Genomic DNA, 19,067 nt, shown 5'->3' with positions numbered 1-19,067 from the left:
GATCAACGATGAAACTGCTCTTCGAGGCTTCAGAAACGGTGGCCGCGCCGATCACCCGGGTGCAGCCGCTCCTCGACCAGGGGTGGGCGCTCGACGCGTTCCTCGGCAAGGGCGGCCGGGAGGTCGCCACCGCCTACCAGTACATCGACGTCGACCACCGGGACGGCGTCGTCGGGTTCCAGGGCCACTGGTGGTACCGGGGTGAGCTGTCTGCCACCCCGGAGAACGGCACCACGCTGCTGACCTACCGGGTCTACAACATCGCGTCCCGGATGGCCTGGGCCGTGCCGCTGGCCAACAAGATGTTCATCGGCTACGACAAGGAGGTCCGGGCCGGCGCGGTCGGCCTGGCCAGGGCCATCGAAGAGCACCTCGCCTAGCGGTGGGTCGCGCCCTTCCGGTACTCGGCGCGCAGTTCCCGCTTCAACACCTTGCCGGTCGGGCCGAGCGGTAGCGCCTCCACGAAGTCCACGTACTTCGGCAGTTTGTACCCGGCCAGTCGCGGCCGGGCGAACCCGATCAGGTCGTCGGCGGTCAGCGCGCTCCCGGGCCGGGGTACGACGACCGCCGTCACCGCCTCGCCCCACCGCGGGTCCGCACGCCCGACCACGGCGACCCCGGCGACGTCCGGATGGTCGGCGAGTACGGCCTCGACCTCGACCGGGTACACGTTCTCGCCGCCGGTGATGATCATGTCCTTGAGCCGGTCGCTGATCGTCAGGTAGCCCTCGCCGTCCAGGCGGCCGATGTCGCCGGTGTGCAGCCAGCCGTCGTCGTCGAGCAGGGCCGAGGTGGCATCGGGCTGGTTGTGGTAGCCGGGCGTGTTCACCACGCTGCGGACGAGGATCTCGCCCGCCTCGCCGGTGGACGCCTCGGCGCCGGTCGCCGGGTCGACGATCCGCAGTTCGACCCACGGATACGGCTTGCCGGCGGCCCGCATCAGGTGGGCCCGCGGCCCGTCCGGGTCGTGGTCTTCGGCGTCGAGCTGGACGATCGCCCCCTGCGTCTCGGTGAGCCCGTAGAGCTGGAACAGCGGGCGGCCGAACGTCGCCAAGGCTCGTCGTAGCTGGGCCGGCGTGATCGGGGAGGCGCCGTAGGCGATCGAGCGGAGCGCCGAGTAGTCGCGTCCGGCCGCGCCGGGCAGGTCGCAGAGCATGCCGATGACCGACGGCACCAGGAACGTGTTCGTCACCCGGCGCTCGACGACGAGGTCGAGCAGGGCGGCCGGGACCAGTTCGCGAACGATCACCACCTGGGCGCCGAACGAGAGACCGACCAGCAGGAAGCCCAGGCCTCCGATGTGGAACAGCGGCATCGCGGCCAGCGCCACCGAGTCGGCGTCGATACCCCAGGAGGGCGCCGCGCCGTCCTCGAGGACGCTGAGCGTGCGGTTCGTCGTGAGGACGCCCTTCGGCCGCCCGGTGGTGCCGGACGTGTAGAGCTGGAACACGACCGTGTCGGGGTCGCCCCGGTAGCCGTCGTCCTCGCCCGAGGCGGCGGCGAGCCACTCCTCGTAATCCTTGCCCAGGCGGACGGTCTTGGTCACCGTGCCCGCGGCCACCGCCACCCGATCGGCCGTCGGAGCGAACTCCTCGCCGGCGAACAGCATCGTCGCGCCGGCGTCGTCGAGCACCGCGGTGAGCTCGGGTTCGGCCAGCCGCCAGTTGAGCGGGATCAGGACCGCACCGGCCTTCACTGCGCCGAACAGCAACTCCCCGATCTCGATCGAGCCCTTGTCGAGCACCGCGATCCGGTCGCCGGGCCGGACGCCGTCCGTGCGCAGCGCGTTCGCGATGCGGGTCGTCCGCTCGTCGAGCGTCCGGTAGGTGATCGTGGTGTCGTCGAGGGTGAGCGCGGGATGGTCACCCCGCTCGCGGGCGTGTTGCCGGGGGACATCGGCCAGACGGAAATCGTCGTTCGCCACGGGCCACCTCGCTGTCGCCGCGAATGTTCGTTCACATTATGAGCGGCGTGTGCCGTTGATCAAGGAAACGGCCGTTGTCAGGAACAATAACCTGTTCTAATTTGGTGCCATGGTCCTCACCGTGGCAGACCTCGTCGAACATGCCGTCGACCTTGTTCCCGACCGCGTCGCCCTGGTCTTCGGGAGCCGTCGCCTGACCTACGCCGAATACGAGGGGCGGGCCAACCAACTAGCCCACCACCTGGCCCGACAGGGTGTGGGGCCGGGTGACCACGTGGCGCTCTACACGTCCAACACGGTCGAGGCCACCGAGGTGATGCTCGCGGTGTGCAAGCTCCGCGCCGTGGTCATCAACGTCAACTTCCGCTCGACCGAGAACGAGTTGCGATATGTGCTCCGCGACTCGGACGCGGTCGCGCTCGTCTACCAGCGCGGGCTGGCCGGGAACGTGGCCGCGGTTCGGGCCGACTGCCCCGATCTGCGGCACGTCGTCGAGTTCGAGGGTGCACCGCCGGGCATCGAGGCGCCGGGCACCGTCGACGGCGCGGCCGACTACGAGGAGGCGCTGGCGGCCGAGTCGCCGGAGCGCGACTTCGCCGAGCGCGATCCGCACGACCTCTTCATCATCTACACCGGCGGGACGACCGGCCGCCCCAAGGGCGTGATGTGGCACCACGAGGACATCTGGCGGGTGCTCGGGGGCGGCGTCGACTTCATGACCGGGGTGCCGATCGAGGACGAGTGGGAGCAGGCCCGCAGCGGCGTCGGGGGCGCGGTGGTGCGGCTCGTCTCCGCACCGCTCATCCACGGCGCCGCCCAGTGGACGCTCTACGGCGCCCTGTTCACCGGCGGCACGATCGTGCTGATGCCGAAGTTCGACGCGCACGACATCTGGCGCGCGATCACCGACGAGGGCATCAACGTCCTGGCGATCGTCGGTGACGCGATGGCCCGGCCGTTATTGGAGGCCTACCGCGAGGGCCCGCCGGACGGCGGCAAGTACGACCCGTCGTCGCTGCTCGCGATCTCGACGACGGCGGCGCTGATGTCGCCGGGGGTCAAACGCGAGTACCTCGACACGTTCCCGAACGTGTTCCTGACCGAAGCGGTCGGGTCGTCCGAGACCGGGTTCAGCGGGATCGGCGCGATCAGCAAGGACAACATCGAACCGCGCGGCCCCCGGGTGAACTCGAGCCGGGAGACGATCGTCATCGACGAGTACAACCGGAAGATCGAGCCCGGCTCCGGACAGGTCGGCCGGCTGGCCCGGGGCGGGTATCTCCCGCAGGGCTACTACAAGGACCCGGAGAAGACCGCGGCGCTGTTCGCGGTGGTCGACGGCAAGCGCTACACCGTGCCCGGCGACTTCGCGATCCCCGAGGCCGACGGCACGTTCCTGCTGCTCGGCCGGGGCAACACGTGCATCAACACCGGCGGCGAGAAGGTCTATCCGGAAGAGGTCGAGGGCGCGCTGAAGTCGCATCCGGGCGTCTACGACGCGCTGGTCGTCGGTGTGCCCGACGAGCGGCTCGGCTGGAAGGTCGGCGCGATCGTGCAGTGGCGCGAGAACGCGGAGCCCGACGTGGCCACGCTCGACGCGGCCGGGCGGATCGAGCTGGCCGGCTACAAGATGCCCCGCGCGTACTGGTGGGTGGACCAGATGCCGCGGCTGGCGACCGGGAAAGCCGACTACACCGGGGCCCGGCGCCACACCGAGGACAACCCGCCGTCCCAGGAACTCCCCGTGACGGCAGGCCACTAAGGAGCGGAAGCTTGCGTACTGACCTCTGCGACCGGCTCGGCATCGAGCACCCGATCGTCGGATTCACGCCGTCCGAGCACGTGGCGGCGGCGATCAGCCGGGCCGGTGGCCTGGGTGTCCTCGGTGCCGTCCGGTTCAACGACCCGGCCGATCTGGCTGCCGCGCTGGACTGGATGGACAAGAACACCGACGGCCGCCCGTACGGCGTCGACGTCGTGATGCCGATGAAGGCGCCGACCGAGGGCTCGTTCGGTGATCTGAAGTCGCTGGTCCCGGCCGGGCACCGCGACTTCGTCGAGAAGACGCTCCACGAACTGGGGGTGCCGCCGCTCCCGGCGTCCGACGATCCGGATCAGGACGGCGTGCTCGGGTGGCTGCACTCGGTGGCGCGGGCGCACGTCGAGGTCGCGTTGGAGCACCGCCCGGCGCTGATCGCGAACGCACTCGGGTCCCCGCCCGCCGACGTCATCGCGCAGGCGCACGAGCGCGGGATCCTGGTCGCCGCGCTGGCCGGGCGGGTCGACCACGCGAAGCGGCAGGTCGCCGACGGCGTCGACATCGTGGTCGCGCAAGGGTCGGAGGCCGGCGGACACACCGGTGAGATCGGCAGCATGGTGCTGCTGCCGGAGATCGTGGACGCGGTCGGCTCGTCCGTCCCCGTACTCGGCGCGGGGGGTATCGGGTCGGGGCGTCAGCTGATGGCGGCGCTGTCGCTGGGAGCGTCCGGGGTCTGGATGGGCTCGACCTGGCTGCTCACCGAGGAGTACGCGCTCGGGCTGCCGAACCAGACCGCGGTGCGGCGGGCGCTGCTCGCGGCGTCGTCGTCGGACACCGTGCGGGCCCGGATCTACTCCGGGAAGATGGCCCGGCTGGTGAAGAGCAAGTGGACCGAGGCCTGGGCCGCCGCCGACGCGCCCGATCCGCTGCCGATGCCGCTGCAGAACCTGCTGGTGGGGGAGGCTCACCGCCGGATCGCCGCCGCCGACGACCCGGAGGTCGTCGCGATGCCGGCCGGACAGGTCATCGGCCGGATCTCGGAGATCCGTCCGGTCGCGGACGTGATCGCCGAGATGGTCGCGGAGGCCGACGCCACGCTGGCGCGCCTCGACCGGCTGCGCTGACCAGAAATCGTTGCTACCGCACCGGGCGGTAGCAACGATTTGCCGCCGCGTTCAGATCAACGCCGCGGGGGTGTCGCGCACGAAGCGGAGCAGCGCTTCGCGGTCGCGGCGCACCCTCCCCGGGGGACTCACGATGAGACGGTCGACGCCGGCTTCGGCGTAGCCGGCCACCAGCGAGGCGTCCAGGGGCGTGCGGGCGTCCGGGGTCACCGAGATCTCCAGCCGGCCCAGGCCGGGCGGCCGGTCGAGGTTGTCGGCCAGCTCGGCCAGCTGGGTGACGATCGCCGCGGTCTGCTCCGGCCCGACCCCCCAGCCGTACCAGCCGTGCGCCCGGAGCACGGTCCGCCGCAGCGCCGCCGGGGCTGCCCCGCCGACGTGCAGCGGCGGCCCGCCCGGCCGGACCGGCCGGGGCTCCGCGGTCACTCCGCTGATCGCGACGCGCGGCCCGACGACGTGCACCGCCGACGTCGTCCAGAGCGCGGCCAGTGCGTCGAGGTACTCGTCGGTGCGGGCGCCCCGGTCGGAGATCGGGACGCCGAGCGCACGGAACTCCGGCTCGAGGTAACCGACGCCGACCCCGAACAGGAACCGGCCGTTGCTGATGCGGTCGACGCTGGCGACCTGCTTGGCCAGCATCACCGGCTGGTGCACCGGCACGACCGTGACACCGGTGCCCAGCAGCAGCGTGCTCGTGACCCCGGCGAGGTGGCCGAGCGCGACGAACGGGTCGAGGATCGGAGTGTCGGGCCGCGCCGGTGACGCGGGCACCGGCGGGTCGGGCAGCGCGTAGTGCTCCCCGGTCCAGGCGCTCTCCCAGCCGGACTGCTCGGCGGCCACCGCGACCTCCGCGGCGACCCGCGGATCCAGCGCGCAGAGGTCGGTGTTGACGCCGAACAGCCCCAGCCGCATGTGGAGAGAATACTCAGTCCGAGCTGAGCACCGTACCCAGCTCCAGGAGCTGTGTCGTCGCGCCTCCGCCCTCGAACTCGCTGCGCTTCGCCGCCAGGAAATACCGGTGGGCCGGGTGTGACACGTCGATGCCGGTACCGCCGTGGACGTGCACCAGCGTGTGCGCGACCCGGTGCCCGGCCTCCGCGGCCCAGAATTTCGCCGTCGCCACCGCGGCCCGCGGGTCGTCGTCCGACTCCAGCGCGTCGATCGCCGCCCAGAGCGTCAGCTCGGCCGCCCGTACGTCGACGTAGGCGTTGGCGAGCCGCTGGCTGACGGCCTGGAACGCGCCGATCGGGCGGCCGAACTGCTGACGGGTCCTGGCGTGCTCGGCGGTCATCTCCAGGGCCGCCTCCAGCACCCCCAGCTGCCACGCCGACCGCGCCACCGCGGCCCGCAACCGCAGCCACTCGGCCACGTCGTCCCCGTCCAGGCGGCGGTCGTCGGGCAACGCCACCTCGTTCAGCACCAGGAGCCCGGCGTCGTCCAGGTCGGTGCTGGGCTGCCGCTCGATCGTCACGCCGGGGTCGCCGGGCGTCACGACGAACACGCCGCCGACGGTCTCTACCAGCAGTGCGTCGGCGATCGGGCCGGCCGGGACCGCGATCACTTCACCGGAGAGCCGCCAGCCGCCGCCCGGCTGTCCGGCGACGGCGGGCTGCCGGACGTCCGGATGGGAAAGCGCGAACGTGAGGACGGCCGCGTCGGTCAGCCACCGCTCCCGTTGTCCGGCGGAGCCGAACCGGGCCAGCGCGGGCCTGGCGACGGCCACCGTCGGGAGGTAGGGGACCGGGGCGAGGCCGCGGCCGAGCTCGGTGAGGACCGAGCACTGTTCTGCGAGCCCGTCGACGTCGAGGAGGCCGGTCTCGGCGAGCACCGCCCAGAGCGCGCGGTCGTAGCGGGAACCGGACTCCTCGGCGGCCTGCAGGGACGCGGTCGTGACCCGGTCGCCGACGATCCGGCGGGTGAGCTCGGTGAGCTCGGTCTGCGCCTCGGTGAGGGTGAAGTCCATCGTCTACCGCCGTCCGACCGGCAGCCGGAGACCACCGGCCGCGATGATGTCCCGCTGGATCTCGTTCGTGCCGCCACCGAACGTGAGGATGAGCGCGGCCCGGTGGGCGCGCTCGATCCGGCCGTGGATCGCCGCGCCCGGCGAGCCGGTGCGAAGGGTCGCGGACGGGCCGAGTACCTCCATGAGCAGGCGGTACGCCTCGGTGGAGAGCTCGGTGCCGTAGACCTTGGTGGCGCTCGCGGCGGCCGCGGTCAGATCTTTCTCCCAGGCCGCGCGCAGGTTCATCAGGCGCAGCACCTCGGCGTGCGCGTGGACGCGGGCCAGGTGGGTCTGCACCCACTCGGAGTCGAGCAGCCGTTTGCCGTTGCGCCCGGGGGTGGCGGCGGCCCAGGCCCGCACGTCGGCCAGCGCCCGGCGGAGCGGCGCCGCCGAGGTGAGCGCGATCCGCTCGTGGTTGAGCTGGTTCGTGATCAGCGCCCAGCCCTCGTTCTCGCCCCCGATCCGCGCCTCGACCGGAACGCGGACGTCCTGGTAGTAGGTGGCGCTGGTGGTGATGCCGGCCATCGTGCGCACCGGCGTCCACGAGAAGCCTTTCGCGTCCGTCGGGACGACGAGGACCGACAGCCCGCGGTGGCGTACCGCCTCCGGATCGGTGCGGCAGGCCAGCCAGACGTAATCGGCGTAGCCGACCAGGCTCGTCCACATTTTCTGACCGTTGACGACGTAGTCGTCGCCGTCGCGGACCGCTTTCGTGCGCAGCGACGCGAGGTCGGTACCGGCGCCGGGTTCGGAGTAGCCGATCGCGAAGTGCAGCTCCCCGCCGGCGATGCGCGGCAGGTACTCGCGCTTCTGCTCCTCGGTGCCGTGCCGCATGATCGTCGGCCCGACCGTGTTGAGCGTCAGGAACGGGATCGGGACGCCGGCCAGCGCGGCCTCGTCGAGGAAGATCAGCTGGTCGAGCTGGGAACGGCCCTGACCGCCGTACCCGGTCGGCCAGCCGAGCACCAGCCAGCCGTCCTTGCCGAGCTGGCGGACGATCTCGCGGTAGGCGCTGCCGTCGCTCTCGTCGTCGAGGGATTCCAGGGCTTCGCGGCGCTCGGGAGTCATCAGCGTGTCGAAGTAGGCGCGTAACTCGGCCGCCAGGGCTCGCTGCTCCCGCGTGTAACGCAGCTGCATCCGCGTCTCCTTGTTCCGGTTCTTTCCGTTGAGCCGTCGCCTCCGCTAGCGTAGAACACGTTCTAGATATGCGGCGAGTTCGCGGCTCAGGTGGACCGTAACGGGTTTCAGGATGGGGTGCCGGTCTGTGGATGATCTCGACCTCTCCGGCCGGGTGGCGATCGTGACCGGCGCCGGGTCCGGTCTCGGCCGGGCCGAAGCCGCGGCCCTGGCGGCTGCCGGGGCGTCCGTCGTCGTCAACGACGTCGCTCCGTCGGACGTTCTGGACGAACTTCCCTCCGGCTGTGCTTTCGTCCAGGGTGACGTGTCCGACGCGGCGGTGGCCCGATCGCTGGTGACGACGGCGGTGGAGCGCTTCGGGCGGCTGGACGTCGTGGTGAACAACGCCGGGGTCGTGCGCGACCGGATGTTGTTCACGATGTCCGACGACGAGTGGGACCTGGTGATCCGGGTGCACCTCCGGGGGCATTTCCTGCTGTCGCGCAACGCCGGGGCGTACTGGCGTGCGCAGTCGAAGGACATCGGCTCGCCGGTCTACGGGCGGCTGATCAACACGACGTCGGAGGCGTGGTTCCTGGGCGCGGTGGCGCAGCCGAACTACGCGGCGGCGAAGGCCGGGATCGTGTCGCTGACGGTGGCGGCGGCGCGGGGCCTGTCCCGGTACGGGGTGCGCGCCAACGCGATCTGCCCGCGGGCCCGGACGGCGATGACCGAGCCGGTGTACGGCCCGGCGCCGTCCTCCGGGATCGACCCGCTGGGCGTGTCGCAGGTGACGCCGTTGGTGGTGTACCTGGCGTCACCCTCGTCGGAGCAGGTGAACGGACAGGTGTTCTTCGTGCACGGCGGGATGGTAGCGGTGCTCGCACCCCCGACCGTGGCGGCGCAGTTCGACGCGGCCGGGCCGGAGTGGACGGCCTCCGAACTGGCGGATTCGCTCGGGGAGTACTTCGCCGACCGCGGTCCGGACGACGTGTTCAGCGGACGGGCGATTTCGGCGGTGCAGCGCAGGGCTGCGCCGGGCCGAGCCTCGGTTACGGGAGGTTGACGTGGGACGTTTAGCGGGCAAAGTCGCGCTGATCACGGGTGCGGCCCGGGGGCAGGGAGCGGCGGCGGCCAGGCGGTTCGTGGCCGAGGGCGCTTCGGTGGTGCTGACCGACGTGCTCGACGAAGACGGCGCGAAGCTGGCAGCGTCGCTGGACTCGGTCTACGTCCCGCTGGACGTGTCCTCGGAGGAAGACTGGGCGCGGGCGGCCGGCGTCGTGCGCGAGCGGTTCGGGCGGCTCGACGTGCTCGTGAACAACGCCGGGATGCTGCACTTCTCGGCGTTGGCCGACACCACGCTCGCGGACTACGAGCGGGTGATCCGGGTGAACCAGTTCGGGACGTTCCTGGGCATGCGGACCGCGGTGCCGCTGATGCGCGAACACGGCGGGTCGATCGTCAACGTCTCGTCGATCGAGGGGCTGGGCGGGATGCCGCTGCTGGTCGCGTACGCGTCCAGCAAGTTCGCGATCCGGGGCATGACGAAGGTCGCGGCGATGGAGCTCGGGGAGCACGGAATCCGGGTGAACTCCGTGCACCCCGGAGCGGTGGACACACCGATGGTGTCGAACGCGCTGGGCGGGATGCCGGTGCCGGTCGAGCCGATCGGCAAGAAGGTGGCGCTCGGGCGGGTCGCCAGCGCGGACGACATCGCGAACATGGTGCTGTTCCTGGCGTCGGACGAGAGCTCCTACTGCACCGGTTCGGAGTTCGTGATCGACGGCGGGGCCACCGCGTCGCACGCCCTCGCGAACATCCTGCGGTGAGTCAGGCGGCGCCGCCGCCGTCCACGTCGAGGGTGGCGCCGGTGACGTAGCGGGCGGCCGGGCCGGCGAGGAACGGCGCGCGGATGTTCACCGCGATCGTCTGCTCCGAGTCGTCCGGGGTGAGCTGCTCGATCGGGCGCGGGCGCGGCGGCTGTGGGCGCGGATCTGCCCGGCGACGGGGTCGGCGTGGTCGTCGCTCGGCGGACGGCTCAGCCGGCGATCCGGGAGGGGAGGGTGTCGACGAGCAGGTCCACGAGTTCGGTGGGGCTGTTGGTGGCGCCCTGCGCTCCGCGGTGGTTCGCCTCGCGCCGGTGCTCCGGGGAACGGGAGGACGAGTAGACGAAGAAGGGCGTCTGCTTGTCGTGGGCGCGGAGTGCGTCGAGCAGTACGTAGCCTTCGTCGGGCCCTTCCCGGCGGCCCATGTCGGAGATCACGGCCCCGAAGCGGCGGTCGGCGAGTTGGGCCAGCGCTTCCCGGGTGGACGTCACGGTCGTGATCGTGAGCCCGAGTGCTTCCAGGGCGGCTCGTTCGTAGGAATTGTTCTGCGGGACATCGTCGACCCAGAGAATGGTGCGCCGCCAGTCGGAACTCTCGTCGATGCGCAATTGGCTCGTCAGGTCGATGCCCCGGAGCAATCGGACGGCAGCGTCTTTGGTGGCAGTTCCGTCCGGCGCGAGGGGATCGTCTTTATGGGTGGCATTGGCCAGCGCGACCGCACCCACGACCAGGCTTTCGAGCTGTTTGACGGTGAGGTTGCCGATTCGGGCGGAGTCGGGAACCGGAGTGCCGGGGTCGCTCTCCGGACCACGGTCGAGTTCGTGGGCCCGGCCGGCGATCTTGACCAGGCTGCGCTCCCAGAGCAGCCCGTGGACGATGGGCGGGAGATCGGTCTCGGGCAGCGACGAATCCGCGAGATAGACGAGAACCGGGCGCCCGGCACCCCAGAACGCGCCGAGCTCGGTGGCGCACCAGGACGAATGCACCGACTTGTGGGTCGCGACGAAAATGCAGGCGCTGCACTGGCCAATCGCGTCCCGGAGCCGGTCGCGGAGTGACTCTCCGACGCTGATGTCGCCCGGTTCCCAATAGGGGACGGATTCGCTGTCGAGGAAGTGCGTGACGTTCTCGAACTCCGGGCCGTCTCCGAAGTCGTGGCTGATGAATACCGTCACGTCTTTCCTTCGGGTTCGACGACGTCGGTTCACCTTTCCATATCGGGGGAGCTTTCGTGGGGAGTGGACTTGGTTTCCCGGCGGTGGGCCAGGCCGGAAGCGATTCTGATCGACCTGTTGGCGTCCGTCGCTGGTCCGCGTCCTGGCGTCGACCGCGCCTCCTTCCGACCGCGGGGTCGACAGCACGGCACCCTGCTCCTGGGCGCGCTCGGTTACGCCGGGCGGTCCGGCTCGGGAGACCGAGGCCGGTCGCCGGCACGCAGCGCGTAGACGGCGGCAGCCAGGGTGCCGACGCAGAGCGCGGCGGCGCTCAGGCCCAGCGACCAGTGGACGCCGACGACGGCGCCGAAGAGGCCGACGGTGACGCCGCTGCCGAACCGGCCGCCCATCGCGGCGGTGCCGTAGACCCCGAGGACCCGGCCCCGGTGCTCCGCCGACGCACGCAACTGGACGATCGTCTGGCCGATCGACATCGCGGCCAGGTTCGCCACACCCCCGACGACGAGCATGAGCAGCGCCAGCGGATAGTTGCCGGTCGCCGCGAAGATCACTGTCGTGACGCCGTAGACCAGCGTGCTCGCCACCGCCGCCCGGACGCTCGGGTTGAGCCAGCCGGTCGCCTCCAGCAGGAACCCGCCGAGCACCCCGCCGGCCCCGTTCGCGAACAGCAGCACCCCGTAGGCGGTGCCGGCGCTGCCCGCGCCGAGGTCACCGGCGAAGATCGGCATCGCCGACTGCAGCGACGCGCCGATGAAAAACGATCCCAGCCCGCCCAGCACGATCATGCTCACCAGCGTGTGATCGCTCCGGACGTCCCGCAGCACCCGGACCGAGTCCATCAGCCCGACCCGGGGCCGCTTCACCCGCTCGCCGTCGCGGGAATGGCCGGTGAATTTCGTCCGCAGGAGAAAGACGGTCAGCGGAACATAGATCAGCGCGTTCGCGAAGATGCCGGTGGTCGGCCCGAGGCCGAGCAGCAGGGCCGAGCCCACCACCGGGCCGAACAGGATCCCCAGGCTGCGGAACGTGGCGTTGAGCCGGACCGCGCTGGGCAGGTCGCGGTCACCGACGAAGTCGTGCAGCATGAGCTGCTCGCCGGGTCCCCACAGCGCACCGGCCATCCCGTGCAGGACGAGGAGCACGCAGGCTTCCCAGATCCGCAGCGAGTCGGTCAGGAACAACAGGCCCCAGGTGATCGAGACGACCATGAAGAGGACCTGGGCCGCCTGGATGACGCGGCGGCAGTCGTACCGGTCGGCCAGACCGCCGAAGTAGACCGAGAACAGCAGGAACGGCACCCAGTGGCTGATCACCTGGAACCCGGCGAGCGCGGGCGAGTGGAACTTCTCCCAGAGCACCCAGTACGTGATGACGTGCTCGATGTTGTCGGCCATCATCGCGAGGGCCGCGCCGAGGAGGTAGATCCGGCAGTCGCGGTTCTTCAGGGCGGCGAACCGGGCCGGAGCTTCTGTCACGGGTACTCAGACTAGGCTCTCCGGAATGGCCCGGTTCATCGACATCCATCCGGTCAACCCGCAGCCGCGCGCGATCAGCCAAGTGGTGGCGATGATCCGTGACGGCGCGCTGATCGCCTACCCGACCGACTCGTGCTACGCGCTCGGCTGCCAGCTCGGCAACCGCGACGGGCTCGACCGGATCAAGACGATCCGCAAGCTCGACGACCGGCACCACTTCACGCTGATCTGCAGCGACTTCGCGCAGCTCGGCCAGTTCGTGCAGGTCGACAACGCGGTGTTCCGGCAGATCAAGGCGTCGACGCCGGGGCCGTACACGTTCATCCTGCCGGCGACTCGCGAGGTGCCGAAGCGGCTGCTGCACGCGAAGAAGAAGACGGTCGGGGTACGGATCCCGGAGCACGCGGTGACGCAGGCGATCCTGGCCGAGCTCGGTGAGCCACTGCTGTCGACAACGCTGACGCTGCCGGGTGACGAGGAGCCGCTGACCCAGGCCTGGGAGATCCAGGAGCGGCTCGAGCACCAGATCGACGCGATCGTCGACGCCGGTGAGTGCGGCATGGAGCCGACGACGGTCGTCGACCTCTCCGGGGACGAGCCGGAGATTCTGCGCCGGGGGGCGGGCGATCCGTCTCGCTTCGAGTGAGTGCGCAGGTCAGCGCGCTTGATGGTAGGCCCGTAGCCGCCCGAGCAGGCTGACGAGTTCGGCGCGTTCGGCCGGGTCTAGCGGCGCGAGGATCTCCTCCTGGACCGCGGTGACGCGCGCGTCCAGTTCGGCCAGGCGTTCGCGGCCGTCGGCGGTGAGCGTGATGACGTTGCGACGTTTGTCGGCCGGGTGGGGGTCTCGTTCGACGGCAGCGTCTGGACGCCACCCGCTGGACCGGCGAGCTGCCCGACGCCGGCCGCGACTACGGGTTTCCGCTGGCCGACGCGTTGCCGCTGCTGCTCACCCACGGCTGGCCCGGATCGATCGTCGAGTTCCTCGACGTGATCGAGCCGCTGTCGGCGGACTTCCACCTGGTCGTCCCGTCCCTGCCCGGGTTCGGGTTCGGGTTCTCCGGTCCGACGCACGAGCGCGGCTGGGACGGCCACCGCGTCGGCGCCGCCTGGGTCGAGCTGATGGAGCGGCTCGGCTACGACCGGTTCGGTGCCCACGGGGGCGACTGGGGGTCCGCGGTCTCCCGGGTGGTCGGCAACTCGGCATCGCGCCGGTGGCCAGCTTCAGCGGGGTCCGTTCCCACCAGCGGACGGTGGACCCGGCGCAGGTGAGCAGCGTCAGGCCGACGTTGCCGTCGAACGCGACCGCGCTGCTCCAGCGCCATCAACGCCGCCGCGACCCGCTCCCGCTCACCCACCGCGGACCACCTTCTCACCCGCGACGTCCATCCTCTCCGGACACGAAACCACGCCGGGTCCACCCCCGACGAATGCTTCCCGAACTAGAAAGTCCGGAGTTCGAGAAGGTCACCCGCTGGCTCCGGTACGCGATCAGCCAATGCAGCGCCCGCCCCTTCGTCCCGACGCACAAGTCAGCGCGTTCCTCCCGGTGCGCCACCGAACTCGGCGCGTTCCGGGGCGACGGCCGCCCGGTCCCCGTCCCCCCGCGGATGCCTCGATGAGGCCGTTCTCGATCCGCAGCGTGTCGGTGCCGTAGAACTGGATGTCGCGCCCGGCCGGGTCTGCCGGGGAGCACGCCGGTGTACGTGCCCCGGGCGTACCAGCGGAGGACGAGGTGGTCCTCTCCGTTTCGACGCCACACCGGAACGGCGGGCGGCGCACCGGCGAGCGCGACGGCACTGCATGGCAGGTGGCCAGGGTCGACACGCGTCGGACGGATCGGGAACGGTTTTCGAGGGAGAATCACCGGGGCTATCACCCGGACGTTCTTCCATCGATTTCTGCGCGCCCGTGACGCGTTCGGTCGTCGCCGGCCAAATCGGTCGGGAAGATGGCGGGAACAGGACGGGCGTCCCAGCCCATGGGACGATTCCCGGATCGTGGCCGCGAGCCGATCAGGGACACGACCAGTGCCGGGCGGGCAGCGGGACACGGTCAATTGACGGAGAGCCACCGGCCCCGTCCGGGCGGCGGCGTCGGGCGGCCCGGCCAGGTTGGTGCTCGACCGGTCCGCCGAGGATCAACCGCCGGTCGTCGGTGTGCCCGGCCGCGGCAGCGGGGTCAGTCTTTCGTGGGGAGTTCGATCCGGTAGTGCGCGATCTTGCGGTACAGGGTGGCCCGGCCGATGCCGAGTTCCTCGGCCGCGCGGGTCATCGTCTGGTTCGGCTCGACCAGGCACCGCACGATCTCGTCCCGCTCGAGCCTCTCCAGCCGGGTCAACGGCCTGGACCCCCGATCGAGCACCTCCGGCGCCAGGTGGTGCAGGTCGACGACGGTCGCGCGCAGTACCGCGTCCCGGACGACGCGGCGGAGCTGGGTGGCGTTGCCCGGCCAGTGGTACGCGGTCAGCGCGGCCGCCGCGCGCGGCGTGAACGTCACCTCGCGACGCCGGATCGAGCCGGCCACGTACCGGGCCAGCGGCAGGACGTCGTCCGGGCGCAGGCGCAGCGGCGGGACCTCCACCAGCGCGTCGACCAGCATCGCGATCTCGTCCGGAAGCGACGTGAAGCCGGGCGCGGTGAGCACGAACGGCACCGGGCCGGCCGGGCGGGCGTCGGCGAACAGGCGCGCGAGCTCGCCGGCGGCCCAGGCCGGCAGCGTGTGCAGCCCGGACACGATGATGAACGTGTCGGGTTTGCGCAGCTCCGGCGTCCAGAGCTCGAGCCAGGCCGGCACGTCGGCGGCCTCCGGGGCGCGAGCGTGCAGGATCCGCGACCGGGGCACCAGCGACCGCCGGGCCTGCGCGGCCAGCGCCGCTTTTCCGGCACCGGCTTCCCCGACGACGGCGGTCACCCGACCGGCGGCCAGTGCTCCCAGCGCGTCCGCGTGGGCGGTGCGCCAGCCCGGAGACGGGCACGGCGCACCGTCGGACGCCCCACCGGTGACCGAGAAGACCTCGCCGCGGGGAGCGGGGCGCACCGTGCGGCCGGTCGCGCGGACCAGCATCATCGCGCTGGTGGCGCCCGCCGCGGCCTGGGCCAGCGCGAGCAGCAGTTCGGACGACGACTCCGACCACGTGGTCAGGTTGATGCTGCCGGCCAGGTCGCCGCCGACCGGATCGAGGACCGGCACCGCCGCGCAGGTGTAGTGGCGTAACTCGGTGCAGTAGTGCTCGCTCGCGCGAACCAGCGTGGGCACCCGGTCGGCCAGCGACAGGCCGAGGCCGTTCGTCCCGGCGTTGCGCTCGGCGTAGGAGAAGCCGGGCGCGAGATGGACGCGGTCGAGCGACCGGAGGATCGACGGGTCGTTGCACAGGCGGGCGAGCACGAGCCCGTTGCGGTCGGCGACCATCAGCCCGACCGGCTCGTTGGCGATCGTCGACTGCAGACCGGTCAGCACCTCGAACGCGCAGTCGTAGAGCAGGGAACCGGTGTCGACGGACTCGGTGAACACCGGGCTGACCTCGTCGGGCGACACGCCGTAGCGCTCGCTGCGGCGCCACGATGCGCGCAGCCGACCTTCCACGAGGCACCTCCGAGCCGGGGACCAGGTGTCGTGTATTGCGCAGAAACCAAGCCTACGCGGGGATGCTCCGACCGGCTGGATGTTCGGCGAGGTCAACTGCCGTTTCAAAGTGAGACAGCCGGTGCCTTGTCGGTCCGGTAGGCCATTCATAGCGTCGTCGGTCAAGAGCGTGACCGCTGACACACGACCGCTCGGAGGGCTGACATGTACAGCAAGAACGGCGAGGACTACTACATCGTCGACGCGCACATCGCGCTCTGGGATGCGCGCGCGGAGAACCTGCGCAACATTCACGGCAAGCAGTTCATCGACTGCTTCTACGACTACCACCGCAACCTCAGCCCGGAGTCCGAGGTCTGGCCCTACGAGGAGTACCTCTACCAGGGCGGCGAGCGGCTGATGCGGGACCTGTTCGAGCTCGGGTACGTCGACCACGCGATCTTCCAGCCCGCGTTGCTGGGCGAGTTCTACCACCGCGGGTTCGGGCAGACCGAGGAAGCGTTCGCGCTGACCCAGGCCAACCCCGGGAAACTCACCTACAACCACTGCTTCGACCCGCGGTTCGGTGAGGAGGGCCTCAAGCAGCTGCGCGAGGACGCGGCGCGGTTCGGGCTGAAGGGCGTGAAGCTCTACACGGCCGAGTGGCAGGGTGAGTCGCGCGGCTACAAGCTGACCGACCCGTGGGCCTACCGGTACTTCGAGGCCTGCCAGGAACTGGGCATCACGAACATCCACGTGCACAAGGGCCCGACGATCCGGCCGCTGGACCGGGACGCGTTCGACGTCGCCGACATCGACCACGCCGCCACCGACTTCACCGACCTGAACTTCATCGTGGAGCACTGCGGGCTGCCCCGGCTCGAGGACTTCTGCTGGATCGCCACCCAGGAGCCGAACGTGTACGCGGGCCTCGCGGTCGCGATGCCGTTCATCCACACCCGGCCGCGGTACTTCGCGCAGATCATCGGCGAGCTGAACTACTGGCTCGGCGAGGACCGGATCCTGTTCTCCAGCGACTACGCGCTGTGGACGCCGAAGTGGCTGGTCGAGCGGTACGTGGACTTCCAGATCCCGGAGGACATGACCGAGTACGGCCCGCTGACGACCGAGCAGAAGAAGAAGGTGCTGGGTCTCAACGCGGCCCGGCTCTACGACCTCGACGTGCCGAAGGAGCTGCAGTTGCCGGTCGCGGACGAGACCGCCACCGGCCCCCGCGAGCCGGAATCGGCCGACCTGGCCGGCGCCGCCTCGTGACGGCTGAGGCTGAGGCCGCGGTCGGTCGCGGCCCGGCCGGCCCGGACGGCGGCCTCGCCGCCGTCCGGGCCGCGCTCGGTGCGGTGGTGGATCCGGAACTCGACGAACCGATCACCGATCTGGGGTTCGTCCGGTCGATCGTGATCGACGACGGCGTGGCCGAGGTCCACCTCCGGCTGCCGACGTCGTTCTGCGCGCCGAACTTCGCGTACCTGATGGCGTCGGACGCCTACGAAGCGGTCGAACGGGTGCCCGGTATCAGCCGGGTCGTGATCGAGCTCGACGACCATCACGACTCCGACCTGATCAACCGGGGGCTCGCCGACCGCGCCGGTTACCGGGGCACGTTCAAGCACGAGGCCGACGAGTCGCTGGACGAACTGCGGGCGACGTTCCTGCGCAAGGGGCACACGGCGGCGATGGAGCGGGCGATCACCGCGCTGCTGCGAACCGCGCCCGACACCGACGTCTGGGCGTTGACGCTCGCGGACCTGCCGGACGCGGACGCTCTTCGGCGGCGCCGGGCGGCGCTCGGGTACTCCACCGACCCGGACGATCCGGTGCTGCTCAACGACGACGGCACCCGCCCGACGCGCGAGGGAGCCGAGATGCGGCTGCGGCGCGCCCGGTCGGTTCGTATCTCCGTCGACGGGAATGCTCACTTCTGCCGGGGCCTGCTCGCCACCAGGTACCCCGGTGCGGAGAACGATCAGGCGCCCCGCGCCGACGACCGACCCCTACTTCCGCTGATCTTCGAGGAGGCCGCCCGATGAAAGCCGTGCGTGTCGTCGGTTATCACCAGCCGCTGCGGGCCGACGACGTCCCCAAGCCCGAGATCACCGGCCCGCACGACGTCATCGTCAAGATCGGCGGAGCCGGGGTGTGCCGGACCGACCTGCACATCCTCGAAGGCCAGTGGGCCGAGAAATCAGGCGTGGGCCTGCCGTACACGATCGGCCACGAGAACGCCGGCTGGGTCGAGGCGGTCGGCAGCGCGGTGACCAACGTCGCCGAAGGCGACAAGGTGATCCTGCACCCACTGGTGACGTGCGGGCTGTGCCGGGCGTGCCGCGACGGTGACGACGTGCACTGCGAGAACTCGGCGTTCCCGGGCATCGACACCGACGGCGGGTACGCCGAGTACCTCAAGACGTCGGCCCGCAGCTGCGTGAAGATCGACGACCGGCTCGAGCCCTCCGACATCGCGGCGCTGGCCGACGCCGGTCTGACCGCGTACCACGCGGTCGCGAAGGCCGCGCGGAAGCTGCGGGCCGGGGATCGCACCGTGCTCATCGGCGCGGGCGGTCTCGGGCACATCGGCATCCAGGTCATGGCGGCGCTGTCTCCGGCCGAGCTGATCGTCGTCGACCGGAACCCCGACGCCCTCAAACTCGCTCTCGAGGTCGGTGCCCAGCACGGCGTCGTGGCGGGCGGCAGCCACGTCGACGAGGTGCTGGAGCTCACCGGCGGGAACGGCGCCGAGGTGGTGATCGACTTCGTCGGCGAGGGCGGATCCACCGCCGAGGGTCTCCGGATGACCCGCCGGGCCGGGGACTACCACGTCGTGGGGTACGGCGAGAACATCGACGTGCCGACGATCGACCTGATCTCGACCGAGATCAACATCATCGGCAACCTGGTCGGGTCGTACAACGACCTGGCCGCGCTGATGGCGCTCGCGGCGGCGGGCAAGGTGACGTTGCACACGGCGAAGTACCCGCTGGACCGATTCCAGGACGCGATCGACGATCTCGACAACGGCCGCGTCCGGGGCCGGGCCATCCTGATTCCGTAGGGCCATCCCGATTTCGTAGGGCCATCCCGATTTCGTAG

At 70.9% G+C, this 19,067-nt stretch carries 16 protein-coding genes and 1 pseudogene; 10 read left to right on the top strand and 7 right to left on the bottom strand.

Features of this window, described 5'->3' with window-relative positions; genetic code table 11:
* Positions 1–8: 8 nt before the first annotated feature.
* Positions 9–380 carry a hypothetical protein gene (locus tag ACIBZJ_RS12100; RefSeq protein ID WP_395928475.1) on the top strand — a complete coding sequence of 124 codons (372 nt, stop codon included), beginning with the start codon at positions 9–11 and terminating at the stop codon, positions 378–380.
* On the opposite strand, the gene ACIBZJ_RS12095 is transcribed toward ACIBZJ_RS12100, so the two are convergent.
* Entirely contained in the window at positions 377–1,924 is a 1,548-nt protein-coding gene (locus ACIBZJ_RS12095) for a long-chain-fatty-acid--CoA ligase (RefSeq protein ID WP_395928473.1), read from the bottom strand. The two genes, ACIBZJ_RS12100 and ACIBZJ_RS12095, sit on opposite strands and share 4 nt — an antisense overlap.
* 109 nt (positions 1,925–2,033) lie before the next feature.
* Here ACIBZJ_RS12095 and ACIBZJ_RS12090 point away from each other — a divergent pair, with 109 nt between their 5' ends.
* Both ACIBZJ_RS12090 and ACIBZJ_RS12085 read left to right on the top strand, forming a co-directional pair.
* Positions 2,034–3,686, top strand: a complete 1,653-nt coding sequence (locus ACIBZJ_RS12090; RefSeq protein ID WP_395928471.1) for an acyl-CoA synthetase — start codon at positions 2,034–2,036, stop codon at positions 3,684–3,686.
* A gap of 11 nt (positions 3,687–3,697) precedes the next feature.
* The gene (locus ACIBZJ_RS12085) at positions 3,698–4,807 is read left to right on the top strand and encodes an NAD(P)H-dependent flavin oxidoreductase (RefSeq protein ID WP_395928468.1); all 1,110 of its coding nucleotides are present in this window, start codon (positions 3,698–3,700) and stop codon (positions 4,805–4,807) included.
* Between the two features lie 51 nt (positions 4,808–4,858).
* Here the strand turns inward: ACIBZJ_RS12085 and ACIBZJ_RS12080 are convergent, their stop codons facing one another.
* Genes ACIBZJ_RS12080 through ACIBZJ_RS12070 form a run of 3 tightly spaced genes read right to left on the bottom strand, consistent with a single transcriptional unit; the run spans position 4,859 to position 7,943 of the window.
* Positions 4,859–5,716, bottom strand: a complete 858-nt coding sequence (locus ACIBZJ_RS12080) for a TIGR03619 family F420-dependent LLM class oxidoreductase (protein WP_395928466.1) — start codon at positions 5,714–5,716, stop codon at positions 4,859–4,861.
* A gap of 13 nt (positions 5,717–5,729) precedes the next feature.
* On the bottom strand, positions 5,730–6,767 hold the full coding sequence (locus ACIBZJ_RS12075) for an acyl-CoA dehydrogenase family protein (protein ID WP_395928464.1): 1,038 nt from the start codon (positions 6,765–6,767) through the stop codon (positions 5,730–5,732).
* 3 nt (positions 6,768–6,770) lie between these two features.
* A complete protein-coding gene (locus ACIBZJ_RS12070) occupies positions 6,771–7,943 on the bottom strand; it encodes an acyl-CoA dehydrogenase family protein (RefSeq protein WP_395928462.1) in 1,173 nt (390 codons plus the stop codon).
* Between the two features lie 112 nt (positions 7,944–8,055).
* Between ACIBZJ_RS12070 and ACIBZJ_RS12065 the strand changes: the two genes are divergently transcribed.
* Positions 8,056–8,988 carry a 3-oxoacyl-ACP reductase gene (locus ACIBZJ_RS12065; RefSeq protein ID WP_395928460.1) on the top strand — a complete coding sequence of 311 codons (933 nt, stop codon included), beginning with the start codon at positions 8,056–8,058 and terminating at the stop codon, positions 8,986–8,988.
* 1 nt (position 8,989) lies between these two features.
* Positions 8,990–9,751 carry a glucose 1-dehydrogenase gene (locus tag ACIBZJ_RS12060; RefSeq protein ID WP_395928458.1) on the top strand — a complete coding sequence of 254 codons (762 nt, stop codon included), beginning with the start codon at positions 8,990–8,992 and terminating at the stop codon, positions 9,749–9,751.
* Positions 9,752–9,960: 209 nt separating this feature from the next.
* Here ACIBZJ_RS12060 and ACIBZJ_RS12055 read toward each other — a convergent pair whose 3' ends face one another.
* On the bottom strand, positions 9,961–10,923 hold the full coding sequence (locus ACIBZJ_RS12055; protein ID WP_395928455.1) for a TIR domain-containing protein: 963 nt from the start codon (positions 10,921–10,923) through the stop codon (positions 9,961–9,963).
* A 212-nt stretch (positions 10,924–11,135) separates the two neighbouring features.
* A complete protein-coding gene (locus tag ACIBZJ_RS12050) occupies positions 11,136–12,398 on the bottom strand; it encodes an MFS transporter (RefSeq protein WP_395928453.1) in 1,263 nt (420 codons plus the stop codon).
* 25 nt (positions 12,399–12,423) lie between these two features.
* Here ACIBZJ_RS12050 and ACIBZJ_RS12045 point away from each other — a divergent pair, with 25 nt between their 5' ends.
* Both ACIBZJ_RS12045 and ACIBZJ_RS12040 read left to right on the top strand, forming a co-directional pair.
* Entirely contained in the window at positions 12,424–13,044 is a 621-nt protein-coding gene (locus tag ACIBZJ_RS12045) for an L-threonylcarbamoyladenylate synthase (protein WP_395928451.1), read from the top strand.
* 215 nt (positions 13,045–13,259) lie between these two features.
* Positions 13,260–13,592: pseudogene (locus ACIBZJ_RS12040) on the top strand (alpha/beta fold hydrolase); the annotation flags it as partial.
* A 984-nt stretch (positions 13,593–14,576) separates the two neighbouring features.
* On the opposite strand, the gene ACIBZJ_RS12035 reads toward ACIBZJ_RS12040, so the two are convergent.
* A complete protein-coding gene (locus tag ACIBZJ_RS12035; RefSeq protein WP_395928449.1) occupies positions 14,577–15,980 on the bottom strand; it encodes a helix-turn-helix domain-containing protein in 1,404 nt (467 codons plus the stop codon).
* Between the two features lie 204 nt (positions 15,981–16,184).
* Here ACIBZJ_RS12035 and ACIBZJ_RS12030 point away from each other — a divergent pair, with 204 nt between their 5' ends.
* The 3 genes from ACIBZJ_RS12030 to ACIBZJ_RS12020 are packed head-to-tail and all read left to right on the top strand — an operon-like array spanning position 16,185 to position 19,029.
* A complete protein-coding gene (locus tag ACIBZJ_RS12030) occupies positions 16,185–17,234 on the top strand; it encodes an amidohydrolase family protein (RefSeq protein ID WP_395928447.1) in 1,050 nt (349 codons plus the stop codon).
* Positions 17,231–18,007 (top strand): iron-sulfur cluster assembly protein, encoded by a 777-nt coding sequence (locus ACIBZJ_RS12025; protein WP_395928446.1) that lies wholly within the window; start codon positions 17,231–17,233, stop codon positions 18,005–18,007. The genes ACIBZJ_RS12030 and ACIBZJ_RS12025 overlap by 4 nt, the downstream gene beginning before the upstream one ends.
* The gene (locus tag ACIBZJ_RS12020) at positions 18,004–19,029 is read left to right on the top strand and encodes an NAD(P)-dependent alcohol dehydrogenase (protein WP_395928444.1); all 1,026 of its coding nucleotides are present in this window, start codon (positions 18,004–18,006) and stop codon (positions 19,027–19,029) included. The genes ACIBZJ_RS12025 and ACIBZJ_RS12020 overlap by 4 nt, the downstream gene beginning before the upstream one ends.
* Positions 19,030–19,067 lie beyond the last annotated feature (38 nt).

Origin of the sequence: Cryptosporangium sp. NPDC051539 (assembly GCF_044454545.1) — a bacterium.
Taxonomy (GTDB): Bacteria; Actinomycetota; Actinomycetes; order Mycobacteriales; family Cryptosporangiaceae; genus Cryptosporangium.
The sequence above is the reverse complement of the archived record's forward strand: the minus strand, read 5'-3'. Positions and strand labels throughout refer to the sequence as shown.

What these genes read in the sequence shown, in the direction of transcription:
- ACIBZJ_RS12080 (WP_395928466.1), bottom strand. Translation starts at nt 5,716, where the DNA reads ATGCGGCTGGGGCTGTTCGGCGTCAACACCGACCTCTGCGCGCTGGAT.
- ACIBZJ_RS12045 (WP_395928451.1), top strand. Translation starts at nt 12,424, where the DNA reads ATGGCCCGGTTCATCGACATCCATCCGGTCAACCCGCAGCCGCGCGCG.
- ACIBZJ_RS12020 (WP_395928444.1), top strand. Translation starts at nt 18,004, where the DNA reads ATGAAAGCCGTGCGTGTCGTCGGTTATCACCAGCCGCTGCGGGCCGAC.
- ACIBZJ_RS12100 (WP_395928475.1), top strand. Translation starts at nt 9, where the DNA reads ATGAAACTGCTCTTCGAGGCTTCAGAAACGGTGGCCGCGCCGATCACC.
- ACIBZJ_RS12090 (WP_395928471.1), top strand. Translation starts at nt 2,034, where the DNA reads ATGGTCCTCACCGTGGCAGACCTCGTCGAACATGCCGTCGACCTTGTT.
- ACIBZJ_RS12065 (WP_395928460.1), top strand. Translation starts at nt 8,056, where the DNA reads ATGGGGTGCCGGTCTGTGGATGATCTCGACCTCTCCGGCCGGGTGGCG.
- ACIBZJ_RS12030 (WP_395928447.1), top strand. Translation starts at nt 16,185, where the DNA reads ATGTACAGCAAGAACGGCGAGGACTACTACATCGTCGACGCGCACATC.
- ACIBZJ_RS12075 (WP_395928464.1), bottom strand. Translation starts at nt 6,767, where the DNA reads ATGGACTTCACCCTCACCGAGGCGCAGACCGAGCTCACCGAGCTCACC.
- ACIBZJ_RS12070 (WP_395928462.1), bottom strand. Translation starts at nt 7,943, where the DNA reads ATGCAGCTGCGTTACACGCGGGAGCAGCGAGCCCTGGCGGCCGAGTTA.